The 18,114-nt window shown below is 70.4% G+C and carries 13 protein-coding genes; 7 read left to right on the top strand and 6 right to left on the bottom strand.

Annotated elements, in window-relative coordinates; all coding sequences use genetic code 11:
- The first annotated feature begins 20 nt into the window (after nucleotides 1–20).
- A complete protein-coding gene (gene fabG / locus IB227_RS09060) occupies nucleotides 21–746 on the top strand; it encodes a 3-oxoacyl-ACP reductase FabG (RefSeq protein ID WP_192287072.1) in 726 nt (241 codons plus the stop codon).
- An 11-nt stretch (nucleotides 747–757) separates the two neighbouring features.
- Here the strand turns inward: fabG and IB227_RS09055 are convergent, their stop codons facing one another.
- From IB227_RS09055 to IB227_RS09045, 3 genes are read right to left on the bottom strand one after another with little or no spacing between them, the layout of a single operon-like run.
- Nucleotides 758–1,546: a glycosyltransferase family 2 protein gene (locus tag IB227_RS09055; protein ID WP_192287071.1), complete on the bottom strand. Its 789-nt coding sequence runs from the start codon at nucleotides 1,544–1,546 to the stop codon at nucleotides 758–760.
- Nucleotides 1,539–2,342, bottom strand: a complete 804-nt coding sequence (locus tag IB227_RS09050) for a beta-ketoacyl synthase chain length factor (protein WP_192287070.1) — start codon at nucleotides 2,340–2,342, stop codon at nucleotides 1,539–1,541. Before IB227_RS09050 ends, IB227_RS09055 begins: the two co-directional genes overlap by 8 nt.
- On the bottom strand, nucleotides 2,342–3,544 hold the full coding sequence (locus tag IB227_RS09045; RefSeq protein ID WP_192287326.1) for a beta-ketoacyl-[acyl-carrier-protein] synthase family protein: 1,203 nt from the start codon (nucleotides 3,542–3,544) through the stop codon (nucleotides 2,342–2,344). Before IB227_RS09045 ends, IB227_RS09050 begins: the two co-directional genes overlap by 1 nt.
- Nucleotides 3,545–3,787: 243 nt before the next feature.
- Here IB227_RS09045 and IB227_RS09040 point away from each other — a divergent pair, with 243 nt between their 5' ends.
- Together IB227_RS09040 and IB227_RS09035 are read left to right on the top strand one after the other, a co-directional pair.
- Nucleotides 3,788–4,063, top strand: a complete 276-nt coding sequence (locus IB227_RS09040; RefSeq protein WP_132863820.1) for a YcgL domain-containing protein — start codon at nucleotides 3,788–3,790, stop codon at nucleotides 4,061–4,063.
- Nucleotides 4,056–7,394 carry an ankyrin repeat domain-containing protein gene (locus IB227_RS09035; RefSeq protein WP_192287069.1) on the top strand — a complete coding sequence of 1,113 codons (3,339 nt, stop codon included), beginning with the start codon at nucleotides 4,056–4,058 and terminating at the stop codon, nucleotides 7,392–7,394. Before IB227_RS09040 ends, IB227_RS09035 begins: the two co-directional genes overlap by 8 nt.
- 261 nt (nucleotides 7,395–7,655) lie before the next feature.
- Here the strand turns inward: IB227_RS09035 and IB227_RS09030 are convergent, their stop codons facing one another.
- On the bottom strand, nucleotides 7,656–9,464 hold the full coding sequence (locus IB227_RS09030) for a monovalent cation:proton antiporter-2 (CPA2) family protein (RefSeq protein ID WP_192287068.1): 1,809 nt from the start codon (nucleotides 9,462–9,464) through the stop codon (nucleotides 7,656–7,658).
- A gap of 322 nt (nucleotides 9,465–9,786) precedes the next feature.
- Here IB227_RS09030 and mgtE point away from each other — a divergent pair, with 322 nt between their 5' ends.
- The 3 genes from mgtE (at nucleotide 9,787) to IB227_RS09015 (ending at nucleotide 14,774) form a co-directional block, all read left to right on the top strand.
- Nucleotides 9,787–11,157: a magnesium transporter gene (gene mgtE, locus IB227_RS09025; RefSeq protein ID WP_192287067.1), complete on the top strand. Its 1,371-nt coding sequence runs from the start codon at nucleotides 9,787–9,789 to the stop codon at nucleotides 11,155–11,157.
- A 145-nt stretch (nucleotides 11,158–11,302) separates the two neighbouring features.
- Nucleotides 11,303–14,002, top strand: a complete 2,700-nt coding sequence (locus IB227_RS09020; protein ID WP_192287066.1) for a bifunctional acetate--CoA ligase family protein/GNAT family N-acetyltransferase — start codon at nucleotides 11,303–11,305, stop codon at nucleotides 14,000–14,002.
- A gap of 73 nt (nucleotides 14,003–14,075) precedes the next feature.
- On the top strand, nucleotides 14,076–14,774 hold the full coding sequence (locus IB227_RS09015) for an alpha/beta fold hydrolase (protein WP_192287065.1): 699 nt from the start codon (nucleotides 14,076–14,078) through the stop codon (nucleotides 14,772–14,774).
- 211 nt (nucleotides 14,775–14,985) lie between these two features.
- On the opposite strand, the gene dkgB is transcribed toward IB227_RS09015, so the two are convergent.
- Both dkgB and IB227_RS09005 read right to left on the bottom strand, forming a co-directional pair.
- Complete coding sequence (gene dkgB, locus IB227_RS09010; RefSeq protein ID WP_192287064.1) at nucleotides 14,986–15,789, bottom strand: 2,5-didehydrogluconate reductase DkgB; 804 nt, start codon at nucleotides 15,787–15,789, stop codon at nucleotides 14,986–14,988.
- Between the two features lie 63 nt (nucleotides 15,790–15,852).
- A complete protein-coding gene (locus IB227_RS09005; protein ID WP_192287063.1) occupies nucleotides 15,853–17,067 on the bottom strand; it encodes an MFS transporter in 1,215 nt (404 codons plus the stop codon).
- 123 nt (nucleotides 17,068–17,190) lie between these two features.
- Between IB227_RS09005 and IB227_RS09000 the strand changes: the two genes are divergently transcribed.
- Nucleotides 17,191–18,093 (top strand): LysR family transcriptional regulator, encoded by a 903-nt coding sequence (locus IB227_RS09000; RefSeq protein WP_132863805.1) that lies wholly within the window; start codon nucleotides 17,191–17,193, stop codon nucleotides 18,091–18,093.
- The last annotated feature ends 21 nt before the right edge of the window (nucleotides 18,094–18,114 follow it).

Raw genomic sequence — 18,114 nt, 5'->3', positions numbered from 1 at the left:
TTCTGCAGGAACCCCTACCCATGACCCAACGACGTGCTCTGGTAACCGGCGGCAGCGGCGACATCGGTGGCGCGATCTGCCGCCGGCTCGCCGCCGACGGCGTGCATGTCATCGTCCATGCCAACGCCAACCTGGCGCGCGCGCAGGCGGTGGTGGAGCAGATCCACGCCGATGGTGGCAGCGCGCAGGCAGTGGCCTTCGACGTGGTCGATGGCCAGGCGGTGGCGGCGGCGCTGGAGGCCCTGCTGGCCGATGGGCCGATCCAGATCGTGGTCAACAACGCCGGCATCCATGACGATGCGCCGATGGCCGGCATGGACGCGCAACGCTGGAAGCGGGTGGTCGACGTGAGCCTGCACGGCTTCTTCCACGTCACCCAGCCGCTGCTGCTGCCGATGGCACGCACGCGCTGGGGTCGCATCGTCAGCGTGTCCTCGGTGGCGGCGGTGCTGGGCAACCGCGGCCAGAGCAATTACGCCGCGGCCAAGGCCGGCCTGCATGGCGCGACCCGTTCGCTGGCACGCGAGATGGCCAGCCGCGGCATCAGCGCCAACGTGGTCGCCCCGGGCGTGATCGAAGGCGAGATGGCTGCCGAGGCGTTCCCGCCGGAGATGATCAAGCAGGCGGTGCCGGCCGCGCGTGCCGGCAAGCCGGAGGAAGTGGCCGCGCTAGTGGCGTTCCTGTGCAGCGATGCGGCCGGCTACATCAACGGCCAGGTGATCGGCATCAACGGCGGCATGGGCTGAGGCCCGGCGGCTCAGGCGCGGCTGTCGGCGTCGTCGATCAGCGGCGGGTTGGCGCGGATGGTGCGGTACACGCGCCAGACGTGGCCATGGCGCAGCGCGAACAGCACGATGTGGCGGGTGATGCGGTACAGGTCCTGCAGCGGCCGGAAGTGGCTGGGGCGGAACTGTTCGTCGCTGCCGGCGCAGCGGTAACGCGAGTCGATGGGCACCGACACGCAGCGCGTGCCCAGTTGCCGCGCGGCGGAAATCAGCAGTTGCGCCTCGAACACGAAGCCCTCGGCGGGGATGTCACGCAGCGCGATCACCTGAGCCGGATAGAAGCGTTGCCCGCTCTGGCTGTCGACCACCTGGTAATGGGTGCCCCAGGCGATGCCCCAGTCGCCGAAGGCGTTGGCCAGGCGTCGGTACAGCGGTTGCGCGGCGCGCTTGCGCAGGCGTGCGCCGATGATGATGCAGCCGGGGTGGCGGTTGGCGCAGGCCAGCAGGCGGGGCAGGTCGGTGGCGGCATGCTGGCCGTCGCCGTCCATGGTCAGCACGCCACGCAGGCCGCGCCGGGTGGCTTCCAGGAACCCGGTGCGCAGCGCGTCGCCCTTGCCGCGACGCTGGCGGTGGCGCAGCACGATGACCGGCAGGTCGGCGATGCGCTGGGTGGTGTCATCGTCCGAGCCGTCGTCCACCACGATCACGTGCGGGAACAGCGCCAGCGCGCCCTGCACGACCTCGCGGATGCGCAACGCCTCGTTGAGTGCCGGGATCAGTACCGCGACATCGTTCGGGGACAGCGGCACGGGGTCATTCATGGCCCAGGCGGATCCTCAGCTGTTGCTGCCGACCGGCCGGCAGCAGGACCTGTTCGCTTTCCATCGCCAGGGCTTCCAGCAGCGGCAGCATCGGCTGCATGGCATTGCCGTGCAGCAGCGCGGTGAGCGGACCGGGCGCGGCGTCGGCGTCGGCGACGGAGGCGTCGGCGCAGGTGTCCAGTTGGACGGTGAGCGAGGGCAGGCCGGCGCAGGCAACCCGCGAGAGCACCAGCGCCGCGCCGAGCAGTCCTTCGCTGGGCGCCGGTTCGGCCAGCGGGCCGCTGGCGCTGCCGTCATAGGCCACCAGCAGCACCGCCTCCTCGCCGGCATGCAGCTGCACCAGCGCTTCCAGCAGGCCCTGGGCAAAGCTGTACGGCCCGGCGGTGATCGCGGTGGCCGGGACATGCGCGCCGGCGCCGATGGTCCAGTAGCCGGCCGCGGCGTTGTGCACCGAGTTGTGGAAGCGGGTGGGCGAGATCGCGCGCGGGTCGTCGGCCAGCGTGGCGCACATGTAGTCGGTGATCGACAGCTCGCCGTGGGTGGAGGTGAACACCGAGGACAGCGTATCCGGCGCGCGGTCGGCGGCCTGGCAGGCGGCCAGCGCCGCCTCCAGCGCCACCACCACGGTGCCCGGCGCGCGCCGGCGCTCGTTGGCGGCCAGCAGCTGCGGGGCCGGCCGTGCCGGCGGGGCGTCCGGGCGCTGCCCGGTGCGGACCCAGGCGCAGGCGCTGTCCCAGTCGGGCAGGCCGCTGCCCCAGAACCCGATGCCTTCCACGGTTGCCTGCAGCGCCTGCATCAGTGCGCCCTGCCGAAGACCAGCGAGCAGTTGTTGCCGCCGAAGCCGAAGGAATTGTTCATTGCGTAGTGGATGTCGGCCTGTGCATTGTCGAAACGGATCTGCGGGCCGCAGGCCGGGTCGGGGATCTCGCTGTTGAGCGTGCCGGGCAGCAGGCCGTGCTCCAGCGCCAGCAGCGCGAACACCGATTCGACGATGCCGGCCGCGCCCAGGGTGTGCCCGGTCCAGCCCTTGGTCGAGCTGGCGTGCAGGCTGTCCGGGAACAGCGCGGCCACCGCGGCGGCCTCCACGCTGTCGTTGGCCGGGGTCGAGGTGCCATGCAGGTTGAGGTAGCCGACCGCGGCCGGTTCGATGCCGGCGCGCTGCAGCGCGGCCTGCATCGCCAGGCGTGCGCCCAGCCCCTGCGGATGCGGCGCGGACATGTGGTGCGCATCGCTGGATTCGCCGTAGCCGCGCAGCTGCAGGCCGGTGCCCGGGCCGGCCCCGGCCCGTTCCAGCACGGCGAAGCCGCCGGCCTCGCCCAGCGACAGCCCGACCCGGCGCGCATCGAATGGTTGGCACGGCGTCGGCGCGACCAGCTGCAGGGCGTTGAAGCCGAACAGCACGCTGCCGCACAGGGTGTCCACGCCACCGACCAGGGCGGCGTCGGCCAGCCCGGCATCGATCAGGCGCGCGGCCTGGGCAAACACCTTGGCGCTGGACGAACAGGCCGTGGCCACGGTGACGCAGGGGCCCTGCAGGCCGGTGGCGGTCTGCACGAAGTCACCCAGCGAGTGCGGGGTATGGATGCGCCGGCGGTAGCGCAGGTCCTCGGGGAAACGGGGCGTGCCGTCGGCATCGTCGACCAGCCGCGCATAGGCGTCCTCGGTGGCCCCGATGCTGGCGGTGGAGGTACCCATCACCACCGCCACGCGCCCGGCACCGTGGCGCCCGACGACCTGCGCGACGGCGTCCAGCAGGCCGTCCTGCTGCAGCGCCAGCCAGGCCAGCGCGTTGTTGCGGCAGTCCAGCTCGGCCAGGTGGGCGGGCAGGGCGACGGCCTCCACGCCCTCGACGCGGCCGATCCAGCAGTCCAGCGGCGCGTTGCCGAAGTCGTTGCGGCGCAGCCCGCTGCGGCGTTCACGCAGCCCCTCGCGTTGTGCATCCCCGCCCGCGCCCAGCGCGGTGGTGGCGGTGTAGGCCAGGATGTCCAGGGCAGCGATGGGCGGGGTGGCAGCGATAGGCACGCGGGCTTCCAGGGGATCAACGGGGCGCGAGTATATAGACGCCCGCCCGGATACGAGCTGACGACGGCGGCCGGGAACGGTGCCGACCTGCACGTCGTTTTGATGAAAATGAATGCAATGGTTGCGCTAAATGCCCGACGTTTCAGGGATTACGCCTTTCAACAGCGCCCTATTTCCGACACAATCATTAGCTTCCCATGCAGGGCCAAGCCCGCTGGCATGCAAGCCTACGTCTATAAAAGCCAACGCAAGCAGGACACCTACGTCTACCTGGCCAAGCGTGATGATTTCGATGCGATCCCGGCCTCGCTGGGCGCAACGCTGGCCCCGTACACCTTCGTGCTCGAGGTTGCCCTGACCCCCGAACGTCGCCTGGCCCAGGTCGATGCCGCGCTCGTGCGCGCCAACCTGGCCGAGCGTGGTTTCCACCTGCAGCTCCCGCCGCAACCGCTGGCACCGGTGAAGATCGCCCGCATCGACGGCCGCGATGACTGAAACCCTGCGTACCCGTGCGGTCGCGATCGCCCTGGCGATCGGTGTGGTGCTGACCCTGCTCACCGGCTTCGGTGGCATGGCCGCGGCACTGTGCGGCGTGCTGGCACAGCCGGCCTACGCGCTGGCGGTGTCCTGGTGGCGGCGCAGCCGCACCGTGGCGCCGTCGCTGGCCCTGTTCAAGCGTGAACTGCCCGGCCTGCTCGGCCTGTGGGCCGGTGGCGCGGCGATGGTCGCGGTGCTGGTGTCCTGGCCGCTGGCGGCGCTGCATGACAGCGGCAGCCTGGCCGCGGTGCTGGCGCTGAGCGTGGCGGTCAGCGTGGCGGTGCTGGCGCTGTGGCGCACCTGGCCGTTGTGGCACGCGATGGAGCGCGAGGACAGCTCGCTGCGCACGCAGTGGAACGCCCTGGCCGGGCGCGGCCTGGATTCCTGGCAGGGGTTGGGCGCGGCCACGATCCTGGTGGCGCTGTGCGCGGCCATCGTCGCGCCGGCGTGGCCGGGCCTGCTGCCGACCTCCCTGCGTTGGCCGCTGGCCATCGCCAGCGCGGTGCTGGCACCGCTGCTGCACCACCTGCTGCAGGCCATGCAGGTCGCATCGCCGGCCGCCGTGGCCGAGGCACGGGTGGAACGGCGCACCGACGTCGAGCTGTTCGCCGAGGCCGCCGCCACGCCGGCACCGCTGGAACCGATCGCGCAGGACGAGCTGGTCCCGCAGCTGTTCGATGCCGCCCGTGGCGGCCGCGTCGACCGCGCGCTGCAGCTGCTGGATGCCGGTGCCGACCCGCACGCCGAGCCGCCGGCCGAGTCGCGCGACCAGCGCAGCCTGGTGGTGCTGGCCGCGGTACTGCCGGACCTGCGCCTGCTGCGCGCACTGATCAGCCGCGGCGTCGGCGTCAACCAGAGCCATCGCGGCATGACCCCGTTGCTGGCGGCGACCCGCGACAGCTGGCACGGCCGTCCCGAGGCAGTGATGACGCTGTTGGCCAACGGCGCCGACCCGCGCGCCACCGATGCCGAGGGCAACACCCCGCTGCACCATGCCGCGCGCAGCTCGGACCCGGGCGTGGCCGCGCTGCTGCGCGATGCCGCCGCCGAGATCGACGCGTTGAACAACGATGGCCACAGCCCGCTGGCGGTGGCCTGCCAGTCCGGTAACTGGCGCCTGGCCAAGTTCCTGCTGGAGCGCGGTGCCAAGGTCGAGCCGGTCGATGGCGTGCCGGTGCTGGTCGCCGCCGCGGCCACCGATGACGACGACCCGGCAGGCGTGCAGCTGCTGCTCAAGCACAAGGCGCGGCTGGACGCGCGCGACCGCCAGCGCCGCAGCGCGCTGCACGAGTCGGCGCTGGCCGGCCATGTCGATATCGTCGAAACCCTGCTCAACGCCGGCGCCAACGTCGAGCCGCGTGATGCCAACGGCCGCACGCCCTGGCTGGACGCGGCCTCGCAGGGCCATGCCGGGGTGCTGGAACGCCTGCTCGCCCACCAGCCCGACGTCAATGCGGTCGATGGCGACGGCAGCAACGCGGTGCTGTTGGCCTGCCGCGCCGAACACGTGTCCGCGGCGCTGGTCCGGCGCCTGCTGGACCTGGGCATTGCCGCAGACGTGGCCGGCAATGATGGACGTCGTGCCATCGACCACGCCGCCGCCGCCGGCCGCTGGAGCATCGTCTCGCTGCTGGACCCCGGCTACCCGTTGCCGGCCGCGGTCAGCGATGCCGCCGCATCCGGCGACGCCAGCCAGGGCGAGGTGTCGCCGGTGCTCAACGACCGCGCGCCGTTGGCGCTGCTGCGCGAGGCGCTGGTGTTCGGCAACGTCGACGGCATGGCGCCGCTGGCCAAGCTGTGTTCGGCCGACGAACTGGGCGGCCTGCTGCATGACCCGGAGCTGGTGCTGCAACCGCGCGTGGTGGATTGGCTGCTGGGTGCCGGTGCGCGCCCGGACGTGCTCGACGCCTGCGGCGACACGCCGATGTTCGCGTTGCTTTCGCGCGGCGTGGACGCGGTACCGACCCTGCAGGTGCTGCTCAGGCACGGGGTCTCGCCTGCCGGTCGCGGTGGCCTGACCCGCCTGCTCGCGGCCTGCGTGCAGCATGACCACGCCTCGCGTGGCACCGAACAATTCGCCGTGGAACTGCTGGAACGCGGTGCCGACCCGTTCGGCGCGTCGCCGGCCGGTGACCCGGCGCTGTCCCTGGCCGTGCGCCTGGGCTGGCTGAAGCTGCAGCTGTGGCTGCTGGCCAACGGCGTGGACCGTGAAGCCCGTGACAGCCACGGCATGACCGCCCTGCACCTGGCCACCGCGCTGGCCCGCGAGGCCTCGCTGAAGCAGCTGCTGCTGCAGGGTGCCTCGCCGGATGCACGTGCCGCCGATGGCCAGACCCCGCTGGGCGTGGCGCTGTCCAGCGGCCGCCGTGACCTGGCCGACTGGCTGGACTGGCGCGGCTGGGCCTTGCCGCTGCGCGCGCTGCGCGAGGCCGACGTGCCGGCCGCGGCGATGGCCGGCGATGCCGATGCCGTGCGCCGCCTGATCAACCTGGGGTTCGCGGTCGACGCCGTCGATGCGCAGGGCTGCACCGGCCTGCTGCGTGCGGCCGGCGGTGGCCACGCGGCGGTGGTCGATCTGCTGCTGGCACGCGGGGCCGACCCGCAGCATGCCGCGGCCAGTGGCGCGACGCCGCTGTCGGCGGCGGTGAGCATGCGCCAGACCGCCATCGTGACCGCGCTGCTGGCGGCCGGTGCCAAGCTGGAACATCGCCTGCCCGGTGGCGTGACGGTGCTGATGCTGGCCGCCGCGCTGGGCCTGCCGGACATCGTCGCGCGGCTGCTGACCGCCGGTGCCGACGTGCATGCCGGCGACGACCAGCAGTTGGCGCCGCTGCACTGCGCGGCGCTGTATGGCTTCACCTCGCGCGACCGCACCCGCCTGCTGGCCCTGCTGGACACGCTGCTGCTGGCCGGCGCCGAGCCGGACCAGGCCTCGGCCGGCACGGTCACGCCGCTGTTGCTGCTGTTGGGTGCGCGCGCCGAACCGGGCACTGCCTGCGACGAGCACGTGGTGCTGGCCGCGGTCGAGCGCCTGCTCGACGAGGACGTGGCGCTGGACGTGCGCGACCCGCGCGGCTTCGGCCCGCTGCACCTGGCCGCGCTGCATGGCCTGCCCCTGCTGGTGCAGCGCCTGCTGCGTGCCGGCGCGGATCCGGACATGCGCGATGCGATCAACCGCAGCCCGCGCGACATCGCGATCATGCGCGGTTTCGTCGACGTGGCCGGCGAGTTCGAGCCGGCGGTGCCGGGCGTCTCGTCGATGGCGCGGTTCCTGCGCGATCGCGGCTGAGGCGCGTGGTGAACTGAACAAAAAGCCCGGCGTGATGCCGGGCTTTTTGTTTGCGCGGTGAAGAGCGGACCCCTCCCAACCCTCCCTTGCTGCGCAAGGGAGGGGGCAGAAGCGGGCGTGCCGCGATCTGACCGTTCAGGCAGAACCGCCCCCTCCCTTTGCCGCGGGCAAGGGGAGGGTTGGGGAGGGGTAGCTGTTGCCGTTGCTCCTGCCCCCTCCCTTGCGCAGCAGGGGAGGGCCGGGGAGGGGTAGCTGTTGCCGCTACTCCCCATTCCCCTCGCGCTTGAACTCCGCTTCCTCCACGTCCGCCTCGAACAGGTGCATCAGGTCGGCACGCGCATCGCGCGAGGTCTGCATCACCGCGGCCTCGTCGTCGTAGACCAGGTGCTGGGCCTTGAGCAGTTGCTCGTCGTGTTCGCGGAAGCGCTGCACGTGCGCCTGGGCCACATGCGCCGGAATGCCCAGTGCGGTCAGCACGCGTTCGCTGGCTTCCAGGCTGGAGCCGAATACCTCGCGGAACGGTTCGGCCGACATGTCCATCAGCTTCCACGCATGCTGGCGGTTGCGCGCGCGGGCCAGGATCTTGGCATCGGGGTACAGGCGCCGCACCAGCCGCACCGCGCGCAGGTTGGTGTCCGGGTCGTCCATGGCCATCACGAACACGCGGATGTGCTCGGCACCGGCCGAGCGCAACAGTTCCGGCCGGGTCGGGTCGCCGTAGTACAGCTGGCTGCCGAAACGGCGCATGTCTTCCACCGTGTCCGGGTCGGCCTCCAGCGCCACGTAGGGAATGCGCTGGGCGGTGAGCAGGCGCGCCACGATCTGGCCGAAGCGGCCCATGCCGGCGATCATCACCTGCGGGCGCTGTGCGCCGGCCTCCTTGAGCGTTTCGTCCGGGGCCCGCTCGGGCGCGGCATGCGCCGGCTTGAGCTGCAGCACGCGCTGCAGGGCCAGCAACAGCAGCGGCGTGATCGCCATCGACAGGCTGACGATGGCCACCAGCCGGTCATGGTTGATGCGCCCCAGCAGCAGGGCGCGCTCGGCTTCGTTGAACACCACGAAGGCGAATTCACCGCCCAGCCACAGCACGCTGCCCAGCATCAGGGCGCTGCGCAGCGACATGCGCGCGGCCAGGCCCAGCCCCACCAGGATCGAGAACTTCACCGCTAGAAGGATGGCCACGCCGGCGGCGATCACCTCCGGTTCGGCGGCGACCCGCTTCAGGTCGATGCCCATGCCCACGGCGATGAAGAACAGGCCCAACAGCAGGCCCTTGAACGGCTCGATCTGCGCTTCGATCTCGTGGCGGAACTCCGAGTCGGCCAGCAGCACGCCGGCGACGAAGGCCCCCAGGCTGGCGCTCAGGCCGGCTTCGGTCATCAGCCACGCGGTGCCCAGCACCACCAGCAGGGCGGTAGCGGTGAATACCTCGGGCATGCGCGTGCGCGCCACCACCGCGAACAACCGCCGCAGCACCGGCCGGCCCAGCACGATCACCGCCGCCAGCACGCCCAGCGCGATGGCCGCGTCCTGCCAGGTGAGGGTTTCGTTCTTGACCCCGCCCAGCAGCGGGATCGCCGCCAGCAACGGGATCGCGATCAGGTCCTGGAACAGCAGGATGGCGAAGCCGAAGCGGCCATAGTCGCTGTTCAGCGCCTTGTGCTCGGACAACAGCTGCAGGCCCACCGCGGTGGAGGACAGCGCCAGCGCGGTGCCGACCACCAGCGCGCTCTTCCAGTGGAAGTGGTACATCAGCAACAGGCCGCCGAGCACGCTGGCGCTGAGCAGCACCTGCACCGTGCCGCCGCCGAACACCGGCTTGCGCATCACCATCAGGCGCGAGGGCGAGAGCTCCAGGCCGATCAGGAACAGCAGCATCACCACGCCGATCTCGGCGGCGTTGAGGATGCGGTCGGCGTCCTGCACGAAGCCCAGCACGTGCGGGCCCAGCACCACGCCGGCCGCAAGGTAGCCCAGCACGGCACCGAGTCCGAACTTCTTGAAGATGGGCACCGCCACCACTGCGGCCAGCAGCAGTACCAGCGCGAGTTCGAGACCGCCGCCATGCATGAAGTGGAGCTCCTTGAGGTAAGACCGGGCCGGCCGCCCGGGTGGGCCGGCCGCTGCGTTCATTATGGGGGCTGCCCCGTCAACGAAAAGGAATGCGCGCGCAATGCACTGTCGCCGGTACCCGCGCGCGGGGTTGACCCGGGCGGCCAACAGGCACAGACTCGCGCCGCTGCGGCAGGCCCGCAGCACCTTTCCGGAGTCCAACCCATGTCCAGCGACAGTAGAAGTCGATCTCGATCGACGCCAGCGGTGACGAACGCCTGAGTGGGGTGATTCGCCGTTGCTGGCGTTGCGTGATCGCAATGCATACAGGCGAATCCACATGAACCAGAAGCAGCTCCTGCGCCCGGTGGCCGACGCGGCCACCCTGAGTGCACCCCTTGCCGACTTCAACACCGCCGATGCGGTGGAATACCTCAACACCCTGGGCCTGCCGCAGGCGGCCGACACCTTGGCCGCATTGCCGGTGCCACGCGCGGTCAAGCTGCTGGAGGCCCCCGAGCTGCAGCATGCCGGCGAGCTGATCGCCGCGCTGCCGCCGGCCCGCGCCGCGGCCCTGCTCGGGCTGATGGCCGACGACCGCGCCACCGACATCGTCCACGAGCTGGACGCCGCCGAGCGTGCACGGCTGATTCCGCTGCTGGCGCCGGAGGCGCGGCAGTCGATCCAGTTGCTGCTGAGCTACCCGCCGAACACCGCCGGCGCCTTGATGACCACCGAGTTCGTCGGCGTGCCGGCCGACTGGAGCGTGGCCCAGACCCTGCAGCACATCCGACAGGTCGAGCGCAGCCGCGAGACCGTGTACGCGATCTACGTGCTGGACCCGCTCACCCGCCAGTTGCAGCAGGTGGTGACCATGCGCCGGTTGATCACCGGTGCGCCGGAGGATTCGATCCTGGACGTGGCCCAGGTCAACCCGCCGGTCACGGTGGGCCCGCTGCTGGACCAGGAGGAAGTCGCGCAGCTGATCCGCCGGCACGACCTGCTGGCGATCCCGGTGGTCGATGCGCAGCTGCAGATGCTGGGCATCGTCACCGTCGACGACATCCTGGATGCATTGATCGACGAGTCCACCGAGGACGTGCACAAGTTCGGCGGCGTGGAGGCGCTGGACAAGCCGTACATGCAGATCGGCTTCTTCGAGATGCTGCGCAAGCGCGCCGGCTGGCTGAGCGTGCTGTTCGTCGGCGAGATGCTGACCGCCAGCGCCATGCAGCACTACGAGGATGAACTGGCGCGTGCGGTGGTGCTGACCCTGTTCATCCCGCTGATCATGAGTTCCGGAGGCAATTCCGGCTCGCAGGCGACCTCGTTGCTGATCCGTTCGCTGGCCCTGCGCGAGCTGCGCCTGCGCGACTGGTGGAGGGTGGCGCTGCGCGAGCTGCCGACCGGCATGGTGCTGGGCGGCATCCTCGGGGTGCTGGCGATCGTACGCATCACCGTCTGGCAGCTGGCCGGCCTGCATGACTACGGCGCGCACTGGGTGCTACTGGCGGTGACCATCGGCGCCGCGCTGGTGGGCATCGTCACCTTTGGTTCGCTGTCCGGCTCGATGCTGCCGTTCGTGCTCAAGCGGCTGGGCTTCGACCCGGCCAGCGCCTCGGCGCCGTTCGTGGCCACGCTGGTGGACGTGACCGGCCTGGTCATCTATTTCAGCATCGCGGCGATGATCCTCGGCGGCACGCTGCTGTAGCCGGTAGTGCCGGGCCGTGCCCGGCAGGGCTTCACGCCAGAGCGCAGCAGGGCTGTGCTCTGGCGCTCATCGGCACTTGATCCAAAGCAAGCCAGACCACCTCCGGGCCGTGTACCTTTGCCCGGTACCCGCAACAGGCACCGTGATGAGCACCTACCACCTGCAGACCGTGTTCCGTCCCCGTTCGGTGGCCGTCGTCGGTGGCAGTCCGCGCGAGCGCTCGGCCGGGCGCGCGGTCATCCGCAACCTCAAGGCGGCGGCCTTCGCCGGGCAGATCGGCTGGGTGAATCCGCGCCATGCCGAGATCGATGGCATGCGCACGGTCAAGCGGCTCAAGGACCTGCCCTGGATCCCGGACCTGGTGGTGATCACCGCGCCGGCCAGCATCGTGCCGCAGGTGGTGGCGCAGGCCGCCGAACGCGGCGTGGCCGCGGCCATCATCCTCACCGCCGGGCTCGGCAAGGGTCCCGGTTCGCTGGCCGCGCAGGTCGAGGCCGCGGCACGGCCCAAGGGCATGCGCGTGCTCGGCCCGCACTGCCTGGGCGTGATTGCCCCGCATGCGCGGCTCAATGCCAGCATCGCCGCGCATACACCGCAGGCCGGCGACCTGGCGCTGATCTCCGAATCCAGCGCGATCGCCGCCGCGCTGGTGGAATGGGGCGTGGCGCGTTCGATCGGCTTTTCGGCGGTGGTGTCGCTGGGCGATGCGCTGGACGTCGATTTCGGTGACCTGCTCGATTACTTCGCCACCGACTACCGCACCCGCGCCATCCTGCTCTACGTCGACCAGATCAGCGACGCGCGCAAGTTCATGTCGGCCGCGCGTGCGGCCGCGCGCGCCAAGCCGGTGGTGGTGGTCAAGTCGGGCCGCCAGCCCAAGGCCAGCAACGAGGAGAACAGCACCCACTCGCAGGCGCTGGCCGCCTCCGACGCGGTCTATGGCGCAGCCTTCAATCGCGCCGGGTTGCTACGCGTGAATGCGCTGGACGAACTGTTCACCGCGGCCGAGACGCTGGGCCGGCTGGGGACCTTCCCCGGCAGTCGCCTGGCCATCCTGAGCAATGGTGGCGGCGTCGGCCGGTTGGCGGTGGACCAGCTGCAGGCCTTGGGCGGGGCGTTGGCGGAGCTGTCGCCGGCCACCATCGCGCAGCTGGACAAGGTGCTGCCCGAAGGCTGGTCGCGCGACAACCCGGTCGACATCGTGGTCGATGCCGACGGCGAGCGTTACGCCTCGGCGATCGAGGCGCTGCTGTCCGACGATGCCAACGATGCGGTGCTGGTGATCAACGTCCCCACGGCCTTCACCTCCTCGGCCGACGCCGCGCAGGCATTGACCAAGACGCTGGGGCTGCGCTCGCGGCAGCTGCGCGACAAACCGGTGTTCGCGGTGTGGCTGGGCAACGACGAGAACGCCACCGTCACCCTCAACACCGCGCGCGTGCCGACCTATCCCAGCGAGGCCGAGGCCGTGCGCGGCTTCCAGCACCTGGTGAAGTACCGGCAGGCGCAGGCGGCGCTGATGGAAACCCCGCCCAGCCTGCCGGCCGACCTAGTGGTCGATGCCGCCGCCGCGCGCCGGTTGGTCGACGTGGCGCTGGCCAACGGCCAGCAATGGCTGGACCCGGTGGCCACCCATGCGTTGCTGCAGGCCTACGGCATTCCCTCGCTGGAAGTGATGGTCGCGCGTGACGCGCACGAGGCGATGGACCTGGCCCAGCCGATGCTGGAGAAGGGCATGAGCGTGGCGGTGAAGATCCTCTCGCCCGACATCCCGCACAAGAGCGAAGTCGATGGCGTGCGGCTGAACCTGAGCACGCTGCCGGCGGTGCAGGCCGCGGCCACCGCCATCCTCGCGCGTGCGCGCGAACTGCGCCCGCAGGCGCGCATCGACGGGGTGATGGTGCAGCCGTGCCTGACCCGGCCCAAGGCGCGCGAGCTGATCGCCGGCATCGCCGATGACCCGGTGTTCGGCCCGGTGGTGGTGTTCGGCCGCGGCGGTACTGCGGTGGAAGTCATCGACGACAAGACCCTGGCACTGCCGCCGCTGGACCTGCGCCTGGCCCACGAAGTGATCGGCCGCACCCGCGTCTCGCGCATCCTCAAGGCCTACGGCGACGTGCCGGCCGCCGACGAGCGCGCGGTGGCGCTGGTGCTGGTCAAGCTGGCGCAGCTGGCCGCCGACATCCCCGAGGTGCGCACGCTGGACCTCAACCCGCTGCTGGCCGACCGCAATGGCGTGATCGCGCTCGATGCGCGCATCGCCATCACCCCGGTCAAGCGCCTGCACAAGGGCCGCGGCCATCCGCGCTTCGCGATCTTCCCGTATCCCACCGAGTGGGAGCGCACCATCGCGCTGTCCGATGGCGGCAAGGCCTTCATCCGCCCGGTGCGGCCGGAGGACGACGCGCTGTTCCGCGCGTTCTTCGCGCGGGTGACCGACGACGACCTGCGGCTGCGCTTCTTCCAGTCGGTGAAGCATTTCAGCCATGAGTTCATCGCCCGGCTGACCCAGCTGGACTATGCGCGTTCGATCGCGCTGGTCGCCATCGACCCGAAGAGCGGCGACATGCTCGGTGCGGTGCGCCTGCATGCCGATGCCGACTACAACCGCGGCGAGTACGGCATCCTGATCCGCTCGGACCTGAAGGGCCACGGCATCGGTTGGAAGCTGATGCAGATCATGATCGAGTACGCGCGCTGGCAGGGCCTGAACCTGGTCGAGGGCCAGGTGCTGCGCGAGAACACCACGATGCTGGCGATGTGCCAGAGCCTGGGCTTCAAGGTGAAGGCCGACCCGGACGATGCCACCATCATGAACGTCACGCTGCCGGTCAACGAAGGCTGACGCATCGCCGGGAGCACCCTGCCGCTGACGCGCGTTGTCACACGATTGCCCATGGCCGGTTCACACTAGCGCCATGGAACAACAAACCCCGCTGCTGCTGCTCCCCGGCCTGTTGAACGATGCCACGCTCTGGCGTGCCCAGCTCGATGCCCTGGCCGACATCGCCGACTGCCAGGTCGGTGACCTCACTGGCCATGACGACCTGCGCGCCGTCGCCGAGGACGTCTTGGCCAGGGCGCCGGAGCGCTTCGCGCTGGCCGGCTTCTCGCTGGGCGGCTACGTCGCCCAGGAAATCCTGCGCATTGCGCCCGGGCGTGTGCTGCGGCTGGCGTTGCTGGACACCTCGTACAAGGCCGATTCCGCGGAACGCGCGGCCCAGCGCGTGGCGCAGCAGAACAGCGTGCGCCTGCCCGGCACGTTCCACGGCTTTGGCGGCAGGCTCATGCGCAGCTACATCGACGCCTCGCGCCTGCAGGACCAGGCCCTGGTCAGTACCGTGCGCGAGATGACCTCGCGGCTGGGCGTGGAGGTGTTCCTGCGCCAGAGCCGCATCGCGCGCGTGGATGGCAGCGCCGAGCTGCGCGCCTGGCAGGGCCCGGCGCTGATCGTGTGCGGACGCAATGATGCGATCACGCCGCTGGCGGTCAGCGAGCAGATGGCGGCGTTGATACCGCAGGCCACGCTGGTGGTGATCGAGGACTGCGGGCATCTGGCGCCACTGGAGAAGCCCGAGCAGGTCAGCGCCGCGCTGCGGGCGTGGTTGTCGGCGTAACGCCGAGCGGTGTTCGTCAACAGCAACGGCACCCCTCCCCAACCCTCCCCTTGGCTGCGCCAAAGGGAGGGGACAGAAGCGGATGTGCGGCGATCCGACCGATCTAGCGGAGCCGCCCCCTCCCTTGCGCAGCAGGGGAGGGCTGGGGAGGGGGCGCTTCTGCTTTACCCGCACCCCAACGCCAGGCATGGCCCGGGACCACCAACAGGCATCAATCCCAGTGCGGTGCGATGCCCTGTGGGTTGGCCACGCGCTCGCCACGGTCCAGCGTGGCGATCTGCGCCATGTCCGCCGCATCCAGCTGCAGCGCCACAGCCTTGAGGTTGCTGGCCAGGTTCTCGCGGCGGGTGGAGGACGGGATCACCGCATAGCCCTGCTGCAACGCCCACGCCAAGGCGACCTGCGCGGTAGTGGCGCCGTGCTTGTCGGCGATGGCCTGGATCACCGGGTCCTTCAGCACCGCGCCGTAGGCCAGGCTCATGAACGCGGTGACGTGGATGCCCTGCGCACGCAGGTAGGCGATCAACGCACGGTTCTGCAGGTACGGGTGCACTTCGACTTGGTTGGTGGCGATGGCCTGCGCACCGAGGATGTCGATGGCCTGGCGGGTCAGGTCGATGGTGAAGTTGGAGACGCCGATCGCCTTGGTCAGGCCCAGCTGCTTGGCTTCGGCCAATGCGCCGAGGAACTCACGCATCGGCACCTCATCGTTCGGCGAGGGCCAGTGGATCAGCGCCAGGTCGACGTGGTCGGTGCCGAGCTTGCGCAGGCTCTCGCGCAGGCTGGCGATCAGCGCGTCGTGGTGGAAGTTGCTGATCCAGATCTTGGTGGTCAGGAACAGGTCCTCGCGGGCCACCTTGCCGGCGGCCAGGGCTTGGCCGAGGTCGGCTTCGTTGTCGTAGATCTGCGCGGTGTCGAAGGCGCGGTAGCCCAGCTCCAGTGCGTTGTGCACCGAGTCGATCAGTACCTGGCCGGTGAGGCGGTAGGTACCCAGGCCAATGGAAGGAACGTTCATCAGGAATCTCCAGGAATAGGGTGCTGCCGGCGATGCCGTGCAGCGCGAAGGAAAGTCGGTCACTCAGTGCGCGGCGGCGGCGATGCCGTCGGCGCGTGCATCGATGCCATCGCGGCGATCCAGGCGGCCGCTCAGCGCGGTCAGGCCATAGGCGCCCACCACCACCAGCGCACCCAGCCACGGCGTGTGCATCAGCCCGACGTGGTCCACCACCAGCCCGCCCAGCGAGGCACCGATGGCGATGCCGATGTTGAAGGCGGCGATGTTCAGGCCCGAGGCCACGTCGGTGGCCTGCGGCACGAAGCGCTGTGCCTGCTTGACCACGTAGACCTGCAGCCCCGGCACGTTGCCGAATGCCACCGCGCCCATCGCCAGCACGGTCAGCAGCACCAGCACGGGGTTGTAGGCGGTGAAGGTGAGCACCAGCAGCACCAGCGCCAGCAGCGCGAAGATGCGCTTGAGCGCGGGGATCGGCCCCAGCCGGTCGGCCAGGCGTCCGCCCCACAGGTTGCCGATCGCCACCGACACGCCGTACACCAGCAGCACCAGGCTCACGGCATTGGCCGAGAAGCCGCTGACTTCCTGCAGGATCGAGGCCAGGTAGGTGAACGACAGGAAGGTGCCGCCGTAGCCCAGCGCGGTCATCGCGTAGACCAGCAACAGGCGCGGCTGCGCCAGCACCGCGAACTGCTGGCCGAAGGTGGCCGGCGCGCTGCGCGGCAGGTTGTTGGGCACCAGCAGCAGGCTGCCGAGCAGGGCGATCACGCCCAGTGCCGCCACTGCCAGGAAGGTCGCGCGCCAGCCCAGGTGCTGGCCGATGAGGGTGCCCAGCGGCACGCCGATCACCAGTGCCACGGTCAGCCCGGTGAACATGATGGCGATGGCACTGGCAGCCTTCTCCTTCGGCACCACCGAGGTGGCGATGATCGAGCCGATCGAGAAGAACACGCCGTGCGCCAGGCCGGTCAGCACCCGCGCCACGATCAGCGGCCCGTAGCCCGGTGCCATCCAGGCGATCAGGTTGCCGACGGTGAACAGCGCCATCAGCGCGACCAGCAGGGTCTTGCGCGGCACCCGGCCGGTCAGTGCGGTGAGCACCGGCGCGCCGATCGCCACGCCCAGCGCATACAGGGACACCAGCAGGCCGGCCGAGGGCAGGCTGACCTGCAGGTCGGCGGCGATGGTCGGGATCAGCCCGACGATGACGAACTCGGTGGTGCCGATGGCAAAGGCACCCAGCGTCAGCGCCCACAGGGCGAGGGGAATACCATGGGACATGGGAATTACCGGTGGAGGAAGAGGCTGCGCAGTCTGCGCGCCACACTGTTGCGGAAAAACCGCTTCCCGGTGCAATGATTGTTGATTTAGAGTCAATAATTATCCCGGCTGGCCGCATTCCTCGTGAAAACCACCCTTGATGAGATGCAGGCCTTCATCGCGGTGATCGACGCCGGTTCGATCACCGCCGCGGCCGAGCAGCTGGACCAGACCACCTCCGGGGTGAGCCGGGCGCTGGCACGGCTGGAGGAAAAGCTGGGCACCACGCTGCTGACCCGCACCACCCGGCGCCTGCACCTGACCGAGGAAGGCGAGGCGTTCCTGGCGCAGTGCCGCGCCATCGTCGCCTCGGTGGAGGCGGCCGAGGAGCTGATCGCGGCGCGCCGCGAGCGTCCTTCGGGCAGGTTGCGGGTGGATGCGGCGATGCCGTTCGTGCTGCACGTGATCGCACCGCTGGTGGCCAGCTACCGTGCGCGCTACCCGGAGGTCGCGCTGGAACTCAACAGCAGCGAGCGCTACATCGACCTGCTGGAACGGCGTACCGACGTGGCCATCCGCATCGGCCCGCTGGCCGATTCCACCCTGCACGCGCGGCCGTTGGCGCACAGCCGGCTGCGCGTGCTGGCCAGCCCGGCCTACCTGCAGCAGCACGGTACCCCGCGCAGCGTGGCGCAGCTGGAAACCCACGCGCTGCTGGGCTTCAACGAACCGGATTCACTCAATTACTGGCCGGTGCGCGGCGCTGACGGCGGGCCGCTGCACGTGCGCCCGGTGCTGGCGGTCTCCAGCGGCGAAACGCTGCGGCGTCTGGCACTGGAAGGCGCGGGCATCGTCTGCCTGTCCGATTTCATGACCGAGCGTGACCGTGACGCGGGCACGCTGGTGGAGGTGCTGCCCCGGCAGAACCTGGGCATCGGCCAGCCCATCCACGCGGTGTACTACCGCAACACCGCGGTGTCGGCGCGGATCACCTCGTTTCTGGACCACCTGGCGCAGGCGATCAGCACCGCCCCGTTCGCCCAATGACCCGCGCCCGGTAGCGCGCAG

The sequence above is a fragment of the Stenotrophomonas sp. STM01 genome (genome assembly GCF_014852135.1).
Taxonomy (GTDB): Bacteria; Pseudomonadota; Gammaproteobacteria; order Xanthomonadales; family Xanthomonadaceae; genus Stenotrophomonas; species Stenotrophomonas capsici.
Note: the sequence above shows the minus strand (reverse complement) of the source record. Positions and strands in the feature narration are given on the sequence as shown.

Coding starts and splice junctions, on each gene's coding strand:
- dkgB (WP_192287064.1), bottom strand. CDS start 15,789: ATGAACGTTCCTTCCATTGGCCTGGGTACCTACCGCCTCACCGGCCAG.
- IB227_RS09055 (WP_192287071.1), bottom strand. CDS start 1,546: ATGAATGACCCCGTGCCGCTGTCCCCGAACGATGTCGCGGTACTGATC.
- fabG (WP_192287072.1), top strand. CDS start 21: ATGACCCAACGACGTGCTCTGGTAACCGGCGGCAGCGGCGACATCGGT.
- IB227_RS09005 (WP_192287063.1), bottom strand. CDS start 17,067: ATGTCCCATGGTATTCCCCTCGCCCTGTGGGCGCTGACGCTGGGTGCC.
- IB227_RS09015 (WP_192287065.1), top strand. CDS start 14,076: ATGGAACAACAAACCCCGCTGCTGCTGCTCCCCGGCCTGTTGAACGAT.
- IB227_RS09035 (WP_192287069.1), top strand. CDS start 4,056: ATGACTGAAACCCTGCGTACCCGTGCGGTCGCGATCGCCCTGGCGATC.
- IB227_RS09030 (WP_192287068.1), bottom strand. CDS start 9,464: ATGCATGGCGGCGGTCTCGAACTCGCGCTGGTACTGCTGCTGGCCGCA.
- mgtE (WP_192287067.1), top strand. CDS start 9,787: ATGAACCAGAAGCAGCTCCTGCGCCCGGTGGCCGACGCGGCCACCCTG.
- IB227_RS09050 (WP_192287070.1), bottom strand. CDS start 2,342: ATGCAGGCGCTGCAGGCAACCGTGGAAGGCATCGGGTTCTGGGGCAGC.
- IB227_RS09040 (WP_132863820.1), top strand. CDS start 3,788: ATGCAAGCCTACGTCTATAAAAGCCAACGCAAGCAGGACACCTACGTC.
- IB227_RS09020 (WP_192287066.1), top strand. CDS start 11,303: ATGAGCACCTACCACCTGCAGACCGTGTTCCGTCCCCGTTCGGTGGCC.